This is a genomic window from Proteus sp. MB838 (genome assembly GCF_054767435.1).
Map to the genome: position 1 here is coordinate 17533 of NZ_BAABMO010000018.1, position 16463 is coordinate 33995.

Here is a 16463-nt window from a genome sequence, read left to right on the forward strand (position 1 = left end):
TTATCCTTTATTCTTAAGTAATGAATGGATATTTTGAATATTGCGAGCAATAGTCTGTTTGTCTTGATTATCAATTGCCTCAGTAGTAGCAATCCAACTGCCACCACATGCGATAACTTGCCCGATAGCGAGGTAATCACTAACATTGTTTAGACTAATTCCTCCAGTAGGCATAAATTGAACTTGAGAGTAAGGTGCCGCCATTGCTTTTAGCATTTTTACTCCACCAGAAGCTTCTGCTGGGAAAAATTTTAGCAAGGTTAAACCCCGCTCAAGAGCAACTTCAATTTGGCTTGGGTTATTTATTCCAGGCACAATATCAATGCCATTATGAAGGCAATAATCGACGGTTTTTGGATTATAACCGGGAGAAATAACAAAGCTTGCACCCGCTTCTTTTGCTATATCAGCTTGTTGCGCTGTTAATACGGTACCCGCACAAAGAATAAGCTCAGGAAAGTGTTCTCTCATCAGCTTTATTGCTTTGGCGGCTGCTGGAGTACGAAAGGTAATTTCAGCAATAGGTAATTGATTTTGGGTTAGTATTTCACCCAGCCAAATTGCATCTTCGGTGCGATTAATTTGGATCACGGGGATCACTTTCAGTACTGAAAGTGTATCAACAATTGACTGTCTCATGGTTATCCTTGATGAGTGAATAGAATGAATCAGTGATGTTATGGGGAATAATGGCGCCATGATGTTGGATAACTAATCCTGCTAATGTATTTCCCCATAAACAACATGTAGGCAAAGGGTAGTTTTGTAGCCATGCAGCAATAAAACCAGCATTAAAAGAATCCCCGGCTGCTGTAGTGTCTATGACATGCTGTATCGGTTTGGGGCAGATATAACCGGTATTTTCACCATCAGACCAGAAAGCCCCTTTTGCTCCTAGTTTAACAATGACGTTTTTATTGCCCCATTGATGAAGGCGTTCGACAATTTTTTGCTCAGTAAGGTTGGGTTGTTGCCAGAGAGCTTGTTCATCATCTCCGGTGACTAAAGCGATATCACTGAGTCGATATAGTTTTTCGAACCACTCTTGCGCATGAGGTATTAGATCCCATAAACGAGGCCGATAGTTTGAATCGACAATTAAGGTGATCCCTCGCTGTTTAAGGCGGATTAATTGCGTGATTAACGCTTCTTTTCCTTTCGGCGTTAAAATGGCCAGTGAAATACCACTAAGATAGATAACACTATCGTCGGGCAAGGTATCTAGATGTGTTGCAAAACGGTTGTCCGTTGCAATATAACGTGCAGCGGCATCACTACGCCAATAATGGAAGCTACGCTCACCATAAGTATCAATTTCAATGGCATATAAACCGGGAAGTTTTTCGGGAATGGTGATCACTGACTGGCAGTTGATCCCCTCTTTTTCCCATGCTTTTTGCATTAAGGCACTGTAATTATCAGTGCCTAAACCTGTTATATATTGCGGATGTAATGTAGGAATGAGGCGCGCTAAATACAGTGCTGTATTTAATGTATCGCCCCCAAAACGCTGTTGTTGTGGCAAAAAAAGGTTGGCCACTTAGCTCTATCATACATTCGCCAATAATGGCGACAGTTCTATTTATTTTCACAGTTTCCCATCACTTTTACAGACGCGAATTTTATCTGCAACCACCGCTTTCATCGCCGCTTTACCTGGCACTAGATAATGGCGAGGATCACTGGCATCAGGATTATCTAAAAAGTACTGCTTAATTGCGTTAGAGAAAGCAATTTTAAGTTCGGTTGCTACGTTAACTTTGCAAATACCTAAGTCGATACAATGACGTACATCAGTATCAGGAATACCTGACGCGCCATGTAGTACTAAAGGGATCTCTGTTTTTTGGCGGATGGCATGTAGACGATCAAAATCAAGATGTGGTTCATGTTTATACATACCATGTGCTGTACCAATCGCCACCGCTAATGAGTCAATTCCCGTGGCTTTGATAAATTGTACTGCTGAATCAGGATCGGTAAATAGCGCATCTTTCGCATCAACGATTAAATCGTCTTCTTGCCCACCAAGACGACCTAATTCAGCTTCTACGGTGCAATCCCAATAATGACAGAAATTGACGACCTCTTTAACCAGGCGAATGTTTTCTTCAAAAGGAAAATGAGAAGCATCGATCATGGCTGATCGCACCCCCGAAATCACTTTATTGCAAATATCAGGAATATTTTCATGATGATCTAAATGTAGTGCTACTGGGATGCGATATTGTTCAGCCGCTTGCTGGCAAATCGAAATTAAATAATCACTACCAGCATAAGCAAACGTGCTAGGTGTGCCTGCTAAGATCACAGGTGATGCCATTTCAGCCGCAGTTTCCATTACCACTTGGATAGTTTCCAAGTTATGAATGTTAAAAGCGGGCACAGCATAGTTTTCATGCTGTGCTTTATTGAGCATATTACGAGTAGAAACCAGATACATGTTTGCCTCTCATCTTTCGTTTAATTACGATTAATAATAAACGAAAGAAATAGAAAGGTAAAAGATCTAAATCACATTTTTATTCCCTTCGCACCGAAAGCAAATGAAAGTAAGTCAGAAGAAATGTGTCATTTTAGAACTGTAACTGGTGACTCCTTTGCGTAATAGGTTGTTTTTAGGGCGTCTTGATTGTCCAATTACAGTTTCTGTGATTTTTTGTACTCGCGTTTGTTTTTCTAAACGGCGAGTTAAAGGTGATTGTTGTTGTGTATAATCCTCTCGAAAAATAACACTGACTTCTTGTGTTGCTTTCACCCCGATAATTGATGCTTGGATAGCGGGTATTTCGAAACGAAAGTCATTTTTTTCGATAGGTAAAGGAAGTGATGGTGCTTGCCATAAATTAATACGATCAGCACAATAAAGAGCGATAATGACAGCCCGTAATGACCAAAAAGAGCTTGCTGGACCACTGTAATTATCAACTAAACGAGCATCATGATTAAATAGCCCTTGAGTGGGAGCGCCATTTTTGAGTGCACCTTGAGAAATAAAATAACGTAAGCTACTTTCAAAAGCCCGTTTAGCCTCTCCAACTTTGACAAAAGGGCATTGTAAATCAACGCCTGCGAGTAATGGCGCAGAAACAGCAAGACGATAACAAGCACTACGACCAAAAAAAGGAATACCTTTTGGGGTGATAAAATAAAGGTAGTGTTGATTAAAATTATTCAGGGATTGAGTAATAAAATCATGATCAAATTGTGGATCAATTTGCGCTAGCCAATAAAGAGAATAATAAAACCCCCACGCATTGTAGTAATCATAATTACCTTTTGCCCCATCACGAAACCATCCATCACCGACATAAAATTCTTTTAATCTTTCATAACGCCAATGGGCAATGGTATCTTTACCTGTCAGTGCTTTAATAACAAATTGGACGGTTAGTGGAAAAAAATGCCAGTTATTATCAACAATTTCGCAGTGATTAACTTGTTCAAACCAGTTAATTATTTGCTGTTTGATCTCCGAAGATAACGTATCCCAAACCCATTCACGGCTGATCCAAAGAGTAAGAGCGAGATCAGATGCCTCACAAATTCGTTGATCGTAATTTTCAAGTTTTCCCCAATAGCCTTTATGAAGAGGATCTGTTCCATGAATAAAGCTTTGTTTTATCATTGAAGGTAAATGGTAAATTTGCTGGTTTAAACCTAGTAATGTGCTTTTTTTGCTATTTACTGTCCATGCGGCAAGTAAAGGAAGTACTCGACTGACCCCTTCTAGCGCATCGGTTCTGACGGTTTGTTGACCAGGACTACCGGGGTAATAGGCATGGGAATAACCCCAAACCTGATAGTGATGAAAAGCTTCTGTAATATACTGAGTAAGTCTTTCACAGAGCGAAAAAAGAGAGTGTGTCTCATCCTTAAAAAAATCAGCAATAGCATTATCATGACGGTGATAAGCCGATTTTCTGACTAATCGCCGGATTATGTTTTCTTTAAATAAGCGTTGATAAATTTTTACATCAGGGTGCTCATAAGGCAGTTTAGGCCGTGGTTTAGATGCAATTTCAATAACCATTTTCGTATCTCAGAAAAAAGACGCATCCTTGCGAAACAAAACGGAAGTTGAGTTTAAGGTTTGGCTGAATCTACTAGTATTTGATAGTGATCTTGCCCCCAAATAACAGGTTTAGGTTTATCTTTGATCCACTGGTAATACGCATTTTTTAGTTCAGCCACTTTTTGTGGATTTTGTTTTGCCAAATCGATTGATTCGCCAGGATCGGTGTTATCGTTAAAAAGCTGTGGTTGATTTTTACCATCATCATAAAAATAGAGCGCCCATTCACCATCACGCACTGCCCAAGCACCTTTAGACAGTTTCTCTAAGTTAGGGTTTACTGGAGGCGTTTGACGTTGATAGGTGATCCATTGATGATAACCATGCCAAAACTCTTGGTTTTCTTCACTATAATGCTTAGTGCCGGGGCCTGCCCAATACAGATAAGCATGAGGCGAACGCGTTGTTTCACCTTTAAGCAATGGCATAATGTTTTTACCTTCTACTTGCAGGCTATCAGGAATTTGAATATCAGCGACTTGTAACGCGGTTGGCAAAATATCAAGTGCGGAGATCATCGCATCGCTTTTTGTTCCCGCGGGAATAGTTCCGGGTTGATAAGCAATAAAAGGTACTCTAACTCCACCATTAAACATCTGGCCCTTAAAGCCTCTATCCATGGCATTCATGGGCATGGGGGATTCATTAACTGCACCATTATCAGATAAGAAAAAAATTAATGTATTTTCTAGCTCACCATTTTCTTTTAATTTCGCAATGATTTGTCCAATACCTTCATCTGCTGCATTTAAGGCGGCAAAATATTTATCTGCCTCCACATTCCCTGTATCAAATTTATCCATATACTTAGCAGGAGATGCTTGCTCTAACGGTATGTGTGGAACGCTATAAGAAAGATTGATAAAAAAAGGTTTATCTTTATGTTCATCAATAAATTTTAGTGTTTCATCCGTTAATAGATGGGTGGTGTAACCCGGAGCAGGAACATTGACACCATTACGCCAAAATGCAGGCGAATTCCATAAGGCAACACCTGATGCATAATAACTAAAGGCGTAATCAAAGCCCCGCTCATGAGGCGCATAACCCGCTTCAGGGGTTGAGATCATATTGTCGTGATAATCACGGGTTTGTTTATTTTCATTTATTTTCGGTTTACGGATAACTTTTGCATTATGCCATTTACCAATGCTAGCAGTGGCATAGCCATTTTCTTGGAAAAGTGAGGGTAACAATTTGATATCTTGGGGTATACCTAAAATGGCATCATCATTGCTGTAAGTACCAAAACTGGCGGGCGAGCGTCCTGTAAAGATACCTGCACGAGAAGGGCCACAAACGGGATGAGCTACAAATGCATTAGTCATTTTTGCACCGTTTTCTGCCATATCACTGACATTAGGCATCGCAATACGTGCGGCTTCTATCATTTTATTGATATCACCTTTATAACGAGGAGGTGTTGGTCGCTGAGCTAACACATCTACATCTAAGGTATCCAGTACAAAATCAAGTTGTCCTGTGCCTAAATCATCCATTACGATTAACAGTACATTCGGTTTTTCAGGTGTGCCACCAGCATGGGCTGATATTGGAAGGCTTAAACATGACGTGGCAATGATCCCCGCGAGTATGCTTTTTTTAATAAAAGGTAAGGTCACAGATTGTCTCCAAAATAAATAAAATGAAATAAAATAAGAGTCACTTGAGATAGTTTTTTTGCATCGCCCCAAGTGCATCACTGGCAAGGCCTCCGCGAGCTATCGCTTGACGCATTAATTGCATGCCGATTGCCGTGTGATGAAATATTTTTTTATAAGAGTGACATAGATAATTGTGGCGATATTTTTCGCCTTCTATCGCAATAATGCGATGTTTAGGACAACCGCCATAACATAAGCTTTGCACTTCACACTGTTTGCAAAGGTTGGTTTGTTTATCGTATTTATTTTGACCAAAGCGTTGCTGTGTTTTTGATGTTGCGAGCTGTGCAAGACTTGTTAGTTGTATGTTGCCTAAATTATTAGCGGGATAAACATAGTGATCACAAGAGTAAACATCACCATTGGCTTCAATAATTAATGCTTGACCACAAGTTTTAGATTGAATACATGTTGATGCAGGATATCCCATCCATGTCCCTAATAAGCTATCAAATAAGCGAATGTATATTTTTCCTACATCACCTTGGCGTATCCATTCATTGAATATATCGGTCATAAATTTTCCGTAACCTTCAGCGGGAACAGAGAAAGCCGCTAATTGTGCGTTAGGACCGGGAGCATAATGTCCGCCATGAGTGTGTGGGAAACGTCTATCCACTTCGACTATGGGAATAAATTGAAAAAAAGTTGAACCTAAATTTTTTAAAGCTTGATAAGTCTCTTTTCCTTTATTCCAGTTTTGATCATTTACAACGGTTAATGTATTAAATTCAACACCATACTCATTTAGTAAATTGATGGCGCGTTTTACGCGTTCAAATGTTGGGCTACCATTGACTGAAATACGATATTTATCGTGAATGGCTTCAATGCCATCAATTGAAACGCCTAATAGAAAGTGGTTATCAGCAAAGAATTGTGCCCATTGGCGATTAATGGCAATCGCATTGGTTTGTACACTATTGGTAATTGTCTTGCCGTTAGCAAATTGCTTTTGGTATTTGACCACTTTTTCAAAGAAGGCTAATCCTGCAAGCGTTGGTTCACCACCTTGCCAAGCAAAATCAACCTGATCGCCACTGTGTGACTGAATATAGTCTTTAATATAACGACGAAGTACACCATCAGGCATCACTGTATGGCCTGTTTCTTTTGTCTCATCTTGAAAAATATTTTCTTTTTCCAGATAAAAGCAATATTCACATTTAATATTACAGTGGTAGCTTGTCGGCTTTGCCATCATATGAAATAAAGCAGGTTGATTTGATGCCATTATTTATTTCCTGAGTTTATTTTTTATCCTGTTACATTACGTAAATTTTTACAAAACAAAAGAGATTAAAATCACAAATATAGAATATCGAAAGTAAATGAAAGTTTATTGATAAGTATATAACACAATAATTTTCAATTTAACGATGTTCTCATGGCGATAATTTCGTGTTCTTTTGATTATTTGAGCGATATGACTCTTTTATTTTTCGAAAATAAATAATTATTTTGAATTTTTAATCTGATTTTTGTGAAATATTTCGCTATTAACTCTATTTCATGGCATTTTATATAGCTATATATGGTGTAATCATAAGAGTGACATTACCTTATATCATTTTATTTATTGGAAACTGATGCCCTCAAGGCTATCATTGACATGACACGAAAATAATCGTAAGCAATCGACAGTGAAATCGAAACTTTGTGAAAGAGATCAAAAGTTTTGTTTTTTTGCGTTGTCGGTTAAATTTGGCGTAGTAAACTACATTCGAAATCAATCGAAAGCAAATCTTTTGGTTTCGTAAGGAGACGAAAGTGAAAGCGGCAGTTGAGAGGCGTATGGAAATCCTCGATATGGTTAACCAACAGGGCAAAACCAGAGTCGAAGATCTCGCTGAATTATTTAAAGTCTCAAGTGTCACTATCCGCAGCGATCTAAGTTTTCTTGAGAAAAATGGCTATATCGTTCGCTCTCATGGCGCAGCAATTCCTAATACAGGCTTTATTGCTGAACTGAGTATCCATGAAAAACGTGGACAAAATGCGGGCATTAAAACATTAATCGGGAAAGCTGCCGCAACGCTGATAAAGGATGGAGACACCGTCATTCTTGACTCGGGGACAACTACACGCGAAATCGCGACACATTTAAAGTCGCGCGAAAATGTAGTCGTCATGACTAACGGTCTGGATGTCGCAATGGAGTTAGCAAATACCACAGGTGTTGAGGTTTTAATGACAGGTGGTGTATTGCGAAAAAGTGCATTGTCTTTTTCTGGCTCACAAGCTGAAAATAGTCTAAGAAATTACCGTTTCGATAAGGTTTTTCTTGGTGTTGACGGATTTGATTTACGTGTTGGTATCACTACTCACAATGAACAGGAAGCCAGTCTTAACCGTTTAATGTGTGATATCTCAGAAACGATTATTGCGGTTGCAGATTCTACGAAATTCGGTAAACGCAGCTGTCATATGATCAGAGAGTTTGGTGATATTGATGTGTTAGTGACGGATTCAGGTATTCCTGATGAGTATGTTCAGGAACTGAAAGATCATAAAATCGACGTTATCATCGTGGACGATAAGACAGCGTAATTTGCTAACTCCATTAGCAACACCGCCGGTGTTGATTATGGAGTTAGTATTTACATGCATCCTTTAGAAAAGATTGTTCAGCAACATAAATCAGGCAAACAGAATGGTATTTATTCTGTTTGTTCTGCCCACCCTTTAGTAATAGAAGCTGCTTTATTACAAGCGCTGGACGATGATTCCTTTCTGCTGATTGAAGCCACCTCTAATCAGGTTGATCAGTTTGGTGGTTATACAGGTATGACTCCCGCTGATTTCTACCAATATGTTATTGAGAAAGCGGAAAATGTCGGTTTTCCTGTCGAAAAGCTTATCCTTGGTGGTGACCATTTAGGGCCTAATCGCTGGCAGCATCTTAATGCTGAAGAAGCGATGGCAAATGCGGATGTACTTATTGCACATTATGTTGCCGCGGGATTTAAAAAAATCCATCTTGATTGCAGTATGTCTTGTGCAGATGATCCTATTCCTTTAACAGATGAAATCGTGGCATCGCGTGCAGCTCGTCTTGCTGTTATTGCAGAAAATACCGCCAAAAAGACATTTGGTTTTAGTGATATTGTTTATGTTGTTGGCACAGAAGTCCCCGTTCCTGGTGGTGCTGCTGAAGAGCTTGATACCGTTGAGGTGACTTCACCTGATGCTGCCCGTAAAACATTAGCGTGCCATCGCCAAGCATTTTATGACGCTGGTGTGGGAGAGTGTTGGACTCGTGTTATAGGTTTAGTTGTACAGCCTGGGGTTGAATTTGATCATACCGGTATTATTGATTATCAATCTGAAAAAGCACAAGCGTTAAGCCAAGTAGTAAATGACTATTCTCATCTGGTTTTTGAAGCTCACTCTACAGATTATCAAACCAATCAAGCTTATCAGCAACTCGTCCATGATCACTTTGCTATTTTAAAAGTTGGGCCGGCGCTAACATTTGCTATGCGTGAAGGTTTATATGCTCTTTGCGCCATTGAAGAAACATTATTTCCTCTTGAAAAGTGCTCTCGATTACGTGAAAAAATGGAACAATTGATGTGCCGTGAGCCTAATTTTTGGCAAAAATATTATCACGGTGATGAACGTCAACTCGCCTTTGCTCGTGTTTATAGTTTTAGTGATCGTATTCGTTATTATTGGCCTGATGCCGAGATTAATACTGCTATTGACACATTAATGGATAATTTATCTGTTAAGCCTATTCCACTTCCCTTACTTAGCCAATATTTGCCTTATCAATTTACCCAGTTTAGAGAGGGGAAAATTGCGGGTACGCCTGAGTCATTTGTTATTGCGAAAATTCGTGATGTGTTGTCGGTTTATGCCGATGCGTGCAATGTCCATTAATTGAGGGAAACCATGGAATATTTAAGCTATCAAACCGCTGAACTTGAGCAGTTAAACGCATTTTGGACAGTGAAAGAAATTGACCAGCAACCAGAGTGCTGGAAAAAAACATGGCTATCAATTCGAGAAAAACGTGCTGATATTGAGTCTTTTTTAGAAAAAGCATTGGAGGCATCAAATAGCAGAATAATTCTTACGGGAGCTGGAACATCCGCGTTTGCCGGTAGAGCGTTAGCACCTATTTTGACGGGAGCTATAAAACGTCGTGTTGATGCTATTGCCACAACGGATTTAGTCGCTGATCCTCAAGAATATTTAGCCGAAGATATCCCTACATTACTGATTTATTTTGCTCGTTCAGGGAATAGCCCCGAAAGTGTGGCTGCGTTAGATATTGCAAAGAAGTGCTTATCGCAATGTTACCACTTAGTTTTAACCTGTAACCCTCAGGGCCAGTTTTATCAATATTGCCAAAATAGTCATAAGGCACTGGCGTTATTAATGCCGGAAGAGTCAAACGATCGCTCATTAGCAATGACATCAAGTTTTTCTTCAATGATGATGGCGGCGGTCACTATCTTTTTAGGCGATAGTGTATTTACTGATGCTATTGCGCCGTTTTTTAGTGATTACAAAGCGCAATTTGACAAAGCAAATAAAATTATCCGCCATCAATACGCAGGAAAATTCAAACGCGTTATTTATCTTGGTAGCGGAGGATTACAAGGGCTAGCACAAGAAGCCGCATTAAAAATGTTAGAGCTGACGGCGGGTAAAGTCGTAGCCAATTTTGATACCCCATTAGGCTTTCGACACGGGCCTAAATCCATCGTAAATAAAGAAACCCTTGTGGTGATGTTTTTCTCTAATGATCCTTATACACGTCAATACGAGACAGATTTATTACGAGAGGTTATTCACGATAATGCATCAGGCAAGGTGATCGCGATCACCGCACGAAATGATAAAACTTTTTCACCAGAGAGTTTTGTTTATATTCCAGCGTTAGAGAACTGTTCAGATGTGGCGCTATTGTTCCCTTATTTGATGTTGGCGCAATCATTTGCATTTCACAGTTCTATTGCACTAGGGAATACGCCTGATAATCCATCTCCAACCGGAGAAATCAATCGAGTTGTACAAGGCGTCACAATTTATCCGTTCTCACTTAAAACAGAAGACACACAGTCTGCTTTAAATTAATAAAATATAATAAGAGAGCTAGTTATGAACACACCTAATATTGTCTGGACCCGCATTGATGAACGTTTACTTCATGGACAAATCCGCATTACATGGGGTAAACATACGGAAGCAAACCTAATTTTAGTCGCTAATGATGATGCTGCTGAAGGTCCCAATGCTGCATTTATGCAGGCGGGAATGAAAGCATCTGCTGGCGGCGAATATGCGGTTCGCTTTTTCTCTATTCAAAAAACTATTGATGTTATTAGCAAAGCATCTCCTCGTCAGAAAATTTTTGTTCTGTGTAATAACCCAACTGATGTAGCCCGTTTAGTTGAAGGTGGCGTGCCTATTACTCATTGTAATGTTGGCAATATGCATTTTCATGAAGGTAAACGTCAAATTGCGAAAACAGTCTCTATCGATGAAAAAGATCTTAGTGCTTTTAAGCGTCTTATCGAAAAAGGGGTTACTTGCACAGTCCAAAACACACCAGATCAAACTCCTGTTGATGTACTAACACTCGCATCAGCCTGATTATTTCCTGATCAAGAAAACCTGCTATAGGCAGGTTTGAGGATAATTTATGATTTTTGAAGCTTCTTTAGTGGCTTTATGGGCCTTCTTTTGCGGTATCGATAAGTACGACGTGGCATTAAATATCCATCGACCATTAATTACAGGGCCCGTTGTCGGTCTGATTATGGGAGATATGCAAGTAGGATTAATTGCAGGTGCTACCTTAGAACTTGCATGGTTAGGGCTTGTACCTAATGCCGGAGCTCAGCCACCAGATGTGACTTTAGGCACCATTGCAGCAGTTGCTTTTGCAGTAATGACAAAACAATCACCGGAAGTTGCAATGGGAATAGGTATGCCTATTGCTGTTTTAATGCAGATGTTGGTGATTGGTTTCTTTGCTATGACTGCATTTACCATGGGTAAAGCGGATCGATATGCAGAAAAGGCTGACGGGGCGGGGATCTCTCGCTTGCTGATTATTACACTTATTGTCCGTTCACTCCTTTATGCTTTAGTCGCTTTTGTTACTGTTTATTTTGGTGAACATGCTGCTCAATGGATTGATGAGAACACGCCAAAAGTCTTATTAGAAGGATTAGGTATTGGGGCGAAAATGGTACCCGCAATTGGTTTTGCAATGCTTCTAAAAATTATGTGGTCAAAAGAAGTGGCCGGTGTGTTCTTTATTGGTTTCGTGATGACAACCTATCTCAAACTCCCAATTATGGCCGTCGCTATTTTAGGCGCATCAGCCGCCGCACTCTACTTCTTCTTTAGTGGTAACAATAAAAATTCAAGTCAGCAGAATGAGGATTTCGAAGATGGTATCTGATAACAGCACCGCATTGAAAACGCAGGATAAACCAGAAACAGGTTCTTTGATTGATGGCATTGATGAGTATCAAGATACTGCTGTCAGAAAAGTTATTACTAAAGGCATACTTTGGAAGTGTGCATTCCGTGGCTTATTTATGGAAGGTAACTTCAACTTTGAACGTATGCAAGGTGGTGGATTTGCTTTCTCAATTATTCCAGCATTGAAGAAAATTCACGGCAATAATAAACGCGATTATGCAACATCGTTGAAAAACCATCTGCAATTTTTTAATGCCAGTCCAAAGCTGTTTACCTTTTTATTAGGAACGGCGGTGGCAATGGAAGAGAACAAAGAAAAGCCATCGACTGTTAATGTGATGAAAGTGGCAGGAATGGGGCCGACAGGGGGCATTGGTGATGCTATCGACCATATGACCTTAATGCCTTTGACCTTAGCATTAGGTGCTTCTATTGCAATGGAAGGCTCGATTGCAGGACCTTTCGTTTTCTTCTTCTTGTATCAAATTGTGCATTTTTTAGTGTATTTCGGGCTGATGTTTATGGGCTATCGCGCAGGTACTGCGGCAATGGTCAATATGAGCGATGCCACTGAAAAATTAGCGAAAGCGGCAAATATTATGGGGATCTTTGTGATTGGTGCGCTCTCGGCGACCTTTATCAAAGTGCAAACCACCGCCTCGCTGGAACTTGGCGGAAAAGTCGTTGAATTACAAACAGCCCTCTTCGACAAAATTATGCCGAATTTACTGCCACTGTGCTTAGTTTTCTTAATGTACAAAATGGTGAAAAGTACCGGTTTTTGGGGTAAGCCTCCGGTATTGATTTTTTCAACCCTAGCATTTGGCGTTATTGGGCATGTATTAGGATTCTTATAAAAAAGAGATGCCCTAATTGTCGACACTGTTAATCGAAATACATTATTAACTTGCTACAAACGGGTAGTAGAGCTATCTGCTACTCGCAAGGAGTTACTCATGATAGGTCTTATTGTCTCAGGACATCTTAATTTTGCTACAGGTATGGCATCCGCTGTAAAGGCGATTGCTGGTGAGCAAGAAAATATCGCGTTTATTGATTTTATTGAGTCAATTTCTCCGGATGAGCTTGAACAAAAAATGCGTGAAGCGATTAACGCTATGTCATGCCAGCAATATCTCTTCTTAACAGATTTACCTGGCGGTACCCCCTGTAATCGCGCAATGGCAATCATGATGCAAAATCCCTCTGTTGAGGTGTTAGCTGGGGTCAATTTACCCATGATTGTTAATGCGGCATTTGAACGGGAAGGGTGTTCAACGACGGAATTGGTGCAAACGCTACGCGAAATTGGTCAAGACAGCATTCAAGATATTCGAGAGCAATTGGCACAAATAGATAGTCATGATGTTGAAGAAGAAGACGGCTTATGAATCAGCGATATGCCATTTTAGCAGATAGAACCTTTACACCTGAAGGTATCCGTTATCTCTGCTATGTCCATGTTAATGGTGAAAATATTGAATCAATCACCACACAAGCACCAACAGATTGCCCAGTTATTCGCTTAAAAGGAAAATCATTATTACCCGGTTTTGTGGATATCCATATTCATGGTCGTGAAGGGGCTGATGTGATGGATGCAACGCAACAAGGGCTACAAACTATAGCCGATGCGCTGGTTAAAACAGGGGTAGTGGCTTGGGTTGCAACGACTGTCACAGCACCGATGGAGGATATCCGTCATGCGCTATTACAAGTCCGTGAGTTTGTATCAAAACCTCAAGCAACAGGTGCGTTGTTACTCGGTAGCTTTTTAGAAGGCCCTTATTTTACAGAACGCCATCGTGGTTCACACCCTGTGAAATATCTCAAAGCGCCGACCATCTGTGAATTAGAAACATTACTCGACAGTGCTGGGGGATCGCTATTGCGTGTTGCTGTTGCACCTGAAGCTGAAGGTGCGATGAATGCGATTGATTGGTTGGTCAGCCGAGGAATTAAACCAAGTGTGGCACATACAGCAGCAACTTATGAACAAGCTTCACGAGCTTTTTCACACGGTGCTGATTGTGGTGTGCATCTGTATAACGGCATGACCGGGCTTCATCACCGTGAGCCGGGATGTTGTGGTGCAGTGTTATATCACAGCGTATTAGCTGAACTTATTGCTGATGGTATCCATGTTCACCCTGTAATGATGCAACTGGCATATCGCATGAAAGGGTATCAACAGATTGCCCTAATTACAGATTGTATGCGGGCGGGAGGTTTAGCTGATGGTGATTACACATTAGGTGCTCAAACGGTCACCGTCACCAATGGACAGGCAAAAACTGCCGATGGGTCGCTAGCTGGCAGCACTTGCAGTCTTGATAGTGCGTTAAGAAACATGGTGCAACTTGCACATATTCCTGAGTGGGAAGCGGTTCAAATGGCATCGGCGATCCCCGCTGAGTATCTCGGCATAGGGGATAAATTGGGTTATATCAAAGCAGGTCAACAAGCCAGCTTTGCCGTGGTGGATGAGTGTTTTCATCTTACCGATACATTCATCAGAGGAAATCATATTTACTCTGTATCCGGGGATCATGCATAACCTTTTCGTTATGCTCCCATCAGTAAAAATGAGGTATTTATAATGGAAATTCGTCAGCCAATTCATAGTGAACATGCTAAAAGGCTTGATACAGAAGGACTTCGTAAAGAGTTCCTGATTGAGAACCTATTCTGTGAAGGGGAAATGAATCTCACTTATAGCCATATAGATCGGATTATTGTTGGGGGAGTTGTCCCAACAACTCAACCTTTAGCATTAATGGCGGGTAAAGCACTTGGTGTTGATTTCTTCTTAGAAAGACGTGAATTAGGTGCTATTAATATTGGTGGTGCGGGTAAAGTTATTATAGACGGTGAGGTATTTGAAATTGGCCCTCGTGAAGCCATTTATATTGGTATGGGAGCCAAATCTGTTGAATTCACCAGTGATTCTGTAGAGACACCGGCGCGTTTTTATATTAACTGTGCACCAGCACATCACACCTATCCTACTCGCAAAATTACTCAACAGCAGGCCTCACCTGAAAAGTTAGGTAATGCAGAAAATTGTAACGTTCGTACGATTTATAAGTTTTTACATCCTTCAGTGTTACCAACATGTCAATTATCCATGGGGATGACAGTGCTTGAGCCGGGTAGCTTGTGGAACACAATGCCATGTCATACTCATGAACGTCGTATGGAAGTATATCTTTATTTCGATATGAAAGATGACAATGTGGTTTTCCATTATATGGGAGAGCCAACTGAAACTCGTCATTTAGTGGTACGCAACGAACAAGCTGTCATTAGTCCTAGTTGGTCAATTCATTCTGGCGTAGGAAGCGCATCTTATACCTTTATTTGGGGAATGGTGGGTGAAAACCAGGTATTCCACGATATGGATCATGTTGCTATGAAAGATCTGAAATAACAGATAATTAATTACATTTTATTCTTTATTCCTACAAAAAAAGTGTGGCAATTATTGCCACACTTCTAGAGGTTTTAATCATGAATTTATTTGATTTAACAGGCAAAGTTGCCATTGTTACTGGGTGTAATACAGGCTTAGGGCAAGGAATGGCAATAGGTTTAGCACAAGCCGGTGCGGATATTGTTGGCGTGGGTATTCAAGATGCTCCTGAAACGCGTCAAAAAGTCGAAGCGTTAGGCCGTCGTTTTCATTACATCACGCAAAATTTAATCCAACAAGATGGATTAGATGCTTTAGTGGATGAGGCTGTTAAGGTGATGGGACGTATTGATATTTTAGTGAATAATGCCGGTATTATTCGCCGTGAAGATCTTTTGCAATTTAGTGAAAAAGATTGGGATGATGTGATTAATATTAACCAAAAGACACTGTTTTTCTTATCGCAAAAAGTGGCTCGCCAGTTTGTCAAACAAGGCGAAGGTGGCAAGATAATCAACATCGCGTCAATGCTTTCTTATCAAGGCGGTATCCGAGTTCCTTCTTATACGGCAAGTAAATCCGCGGTAATGGGATTAACACGGGCATTAGCGACGGAATTATCACAATATAATATTAATGTAAATGCAATTGCCCCAGGCTATATGGCAACCGATAACACCACTGCACTTCGTGCTGATGAAGCGCGTAATGCTGCTATTTTAGAGCGTATTCCTGCGGGGCGTTGGGGAACACCTGAAGATGTCGCAGGTCCTGCCATATTTTTAGCCTCTAAAGCTAGTGATTATATCAATGGATATACCATTGCGGTTGATGGTGGTTGGTTAGCTCGATAATCTTATGGAGA

Annotated in this window: 16 protein-coding genes; 10 read left to right on the plus strand and 6 right to left on the minus strand. The window is 40.4% G+C overall.

Annotated features, from left to right (window positions below; genetic code table 11):
* The 6 genes from ACYUCW_RS09650 to ACYUCW_RS09675 form a co-directional block, all read right to left on the minus strand.
* Window positions 1–639 (minus strand): bifunctional 4-hydroxy-2-oxoglutarate aldolase/2-dehydro-3-deoxy-phosphogluconate aldolase, encoded by a 639-nt coding sequence (locus ACYUCW_RS09650; protein ID WP_460408478.1) that lies wholly within the window; start codon window positions 637–639, stop codon window positions 1–3.
* Window positions 620–1540, minus strand: a complete 921-nt coding sequence (locus ACYUCW_RS09655; RefSeq protein WP_460408479.1) for a sugar kinase — start codon at window positions 1538–1540, stop codon at window positions 620–622. Before ACYUCW_RS09655 ends, ACYUCW_RS09650 begins: the two co-directional genes overlap by 20 nt.
* Before the next feature lie 48 nt (window positions 1541–1588).
* On the minus strand, window positions 1589–2443 hold the full coding sequence (locus ACYUCW_RS09660) for a tagatose bisphosphate family class II aldolase (protein WP_004248618.1): 855 nt from the start codon (window positions 2441–2443) through the stop codon (window positions 1589–1591).
* Between the two features lie 114 nt (window positions 2444–2557).
* Entirely contained in the window at window positions 2558–4033 is a 1476-nt protein-coding gene (locus tag ACYUCW_RS09665) for a DUF2264 domain-containing protein (protein ID WP_004244217.1), read from the minus strand.
* A gap of 53 nt (window positions 4034–4086) precedes the next feature.
* The gene (locus ACYUCW_RS09670; protein WP_163748555.1) at window positions 4087–5697 is read right to left on the minus strand and encodes a sulfatase family protein; all 1611 of its coding nucleotides are present in this window, start codon (window positions 5695–5697) and stop codon (window positions 4087–4089) included.
* A gap of 40 nt (window positions 5698–5737) precedes the next feature.
* A complete protein-coding gene (locus tag ACYUCW_RS09675) occupies window positions 5738–6973 on the minus strand; it encodes an anaerobic sulfatase maturase (RefSeq protein WP_460408481.1) in 1236 nt (411 codons plus the stop codon).
* A 536-nt stretch (window positions 6974–7509) separates the two neighbouring features.
* Here ACYUCW_RS09675 and agaR point away from each other — a divergent pair.
* The 10 genes from agaR to kduD all read left to right on the plus strand — a co-directional run bounded on the left by agaR (window position 7510) and on the right by kduD (window position 16452).
* Window positions 7510–8289, plus strand: coding sequence for a transcriptional repressor AgaR (gene agaR, locus ACYUCW_RS09680; protein WP_004244214.1), 780 nt, complete (start codon window positions 7510–7512; stop codon window positions 8287–8289).
* A 54-nt stretch (window positions 8290–8343) separates the two neighbouring features.
* A complete protein-coding gene (gene kbaZ, locus ACYUCW_RS09685) occupies window positions 8344–9624 on the plus strand; it encodes a tagatose-bisphosphate aldolase subunit KbaZ (RefSeq protein ID WP_004248615.1) in 1281 nt (426 codons plus the stop codon).
* 12 nt (window positions 9625–9636) lie between these two features.
* Window positions 9637–10827 (plus strand): SIS domain-containing protein, encoded by a 1191-nt coding sequence (locus tag ACYUCW_RS09690; protein ID WP_460408483.1) that lies wholly within the window; start codon window positions 9637–9639, stop codon window positions 10825–10827.
* A 24-nt stretch (window positions 10828–10851) separates the two neighbouring features.
* Complete coding sequence (gene agaV / locus ACYUCW_RS09695) at window positions 10852–11346, plus strand: PTS N-acetylgalactosamine transporter subunit IIB (protein WP_004244211.1); 495 nt, start codon at window positions 10852–10854, stop codon at window positions 11344–11346.
* Window positions 11347–11395: 49 nt separating this feature from the next.
* Entirely contained in the window at window positions 11396–12163 is a 768-nt protein-coding gene (gene agaW, locus ACYUCW_RS09700; RefSeq protein WP_004244210.1) for a PTS N-acetylgalactosamine transporter subunit IIC, read from the plus strand.
* Window positions 12153–13043: a PTS system mannose/fructose/sorbose family transporter subunit IID gene (locus ACYUCW_RS09705; RefSeq protein ID WP_004244207.1), complete on the plus strand. Its 891-nt coding sequence runs from the start codon at window positions 12153–12155 to the stop codon at window positions 13041–13043. The genes agaW and ACYUCW_RS09705 overlap by 11 nt, the downstream gene beginning before the upstream one ends.
* 99 nt (window positions 13044–13142) lie before the next feature.
* Window positions 13143–13577, plus strand: a complete 435-nt coding sequence (gene agaF, locus ACYUCW_RS09710; RefSeq protein WP_004244205.1) for a PTS galactosamine/N-acetylgalactosamine transporter subunit IIA — start codon at window positions 13143–13145, stop codon at window positions 13575–13577.
* Entirely contained in the window at window positions 13574–14743 is a 1170-nt protein-coding gene (nagA, locus tag ACYUCW_RS09715) for an N-acetylglucosamine-6-phosphate deacetylase (RefSeq protein ID WP_071425357.1), read from the plus strand. The genes agaF and nagA overlap by 4 nt, the downstream gene beginning before the upstream one ends.
* 42 nt (window positions 14744–14785) lie before the next feature.
* A complete protein-coding gene (gene kduI / locus ACYUCW_RS09720; protein WP_004244203.1) occupies window positions 14786–15616 on the plus strand; it encodes a 5-dehydro-4-deoxy-D-glucuronate isomerase in 831 nt (276 codons plus the stop codon).
* Between the two features lie 80 nt (window positions 15617–15696).
* Window positions 15697–16452 (plus strand): 2-dehydro-3-deoxy-D-gluconate 5-dehydrogenase KduD, encoded by a 756-nt coding sequence (kduD, locus tag ACYUCW_RS09725; RefSeq protein WP_049257428.1) that lies wholly within the window; start codon window positions 15697–15699, stop codon window positions 16450–16452.
* The last annotated feature ends 11 nt before the right edge of the window (window positions 16453–16463 follow it).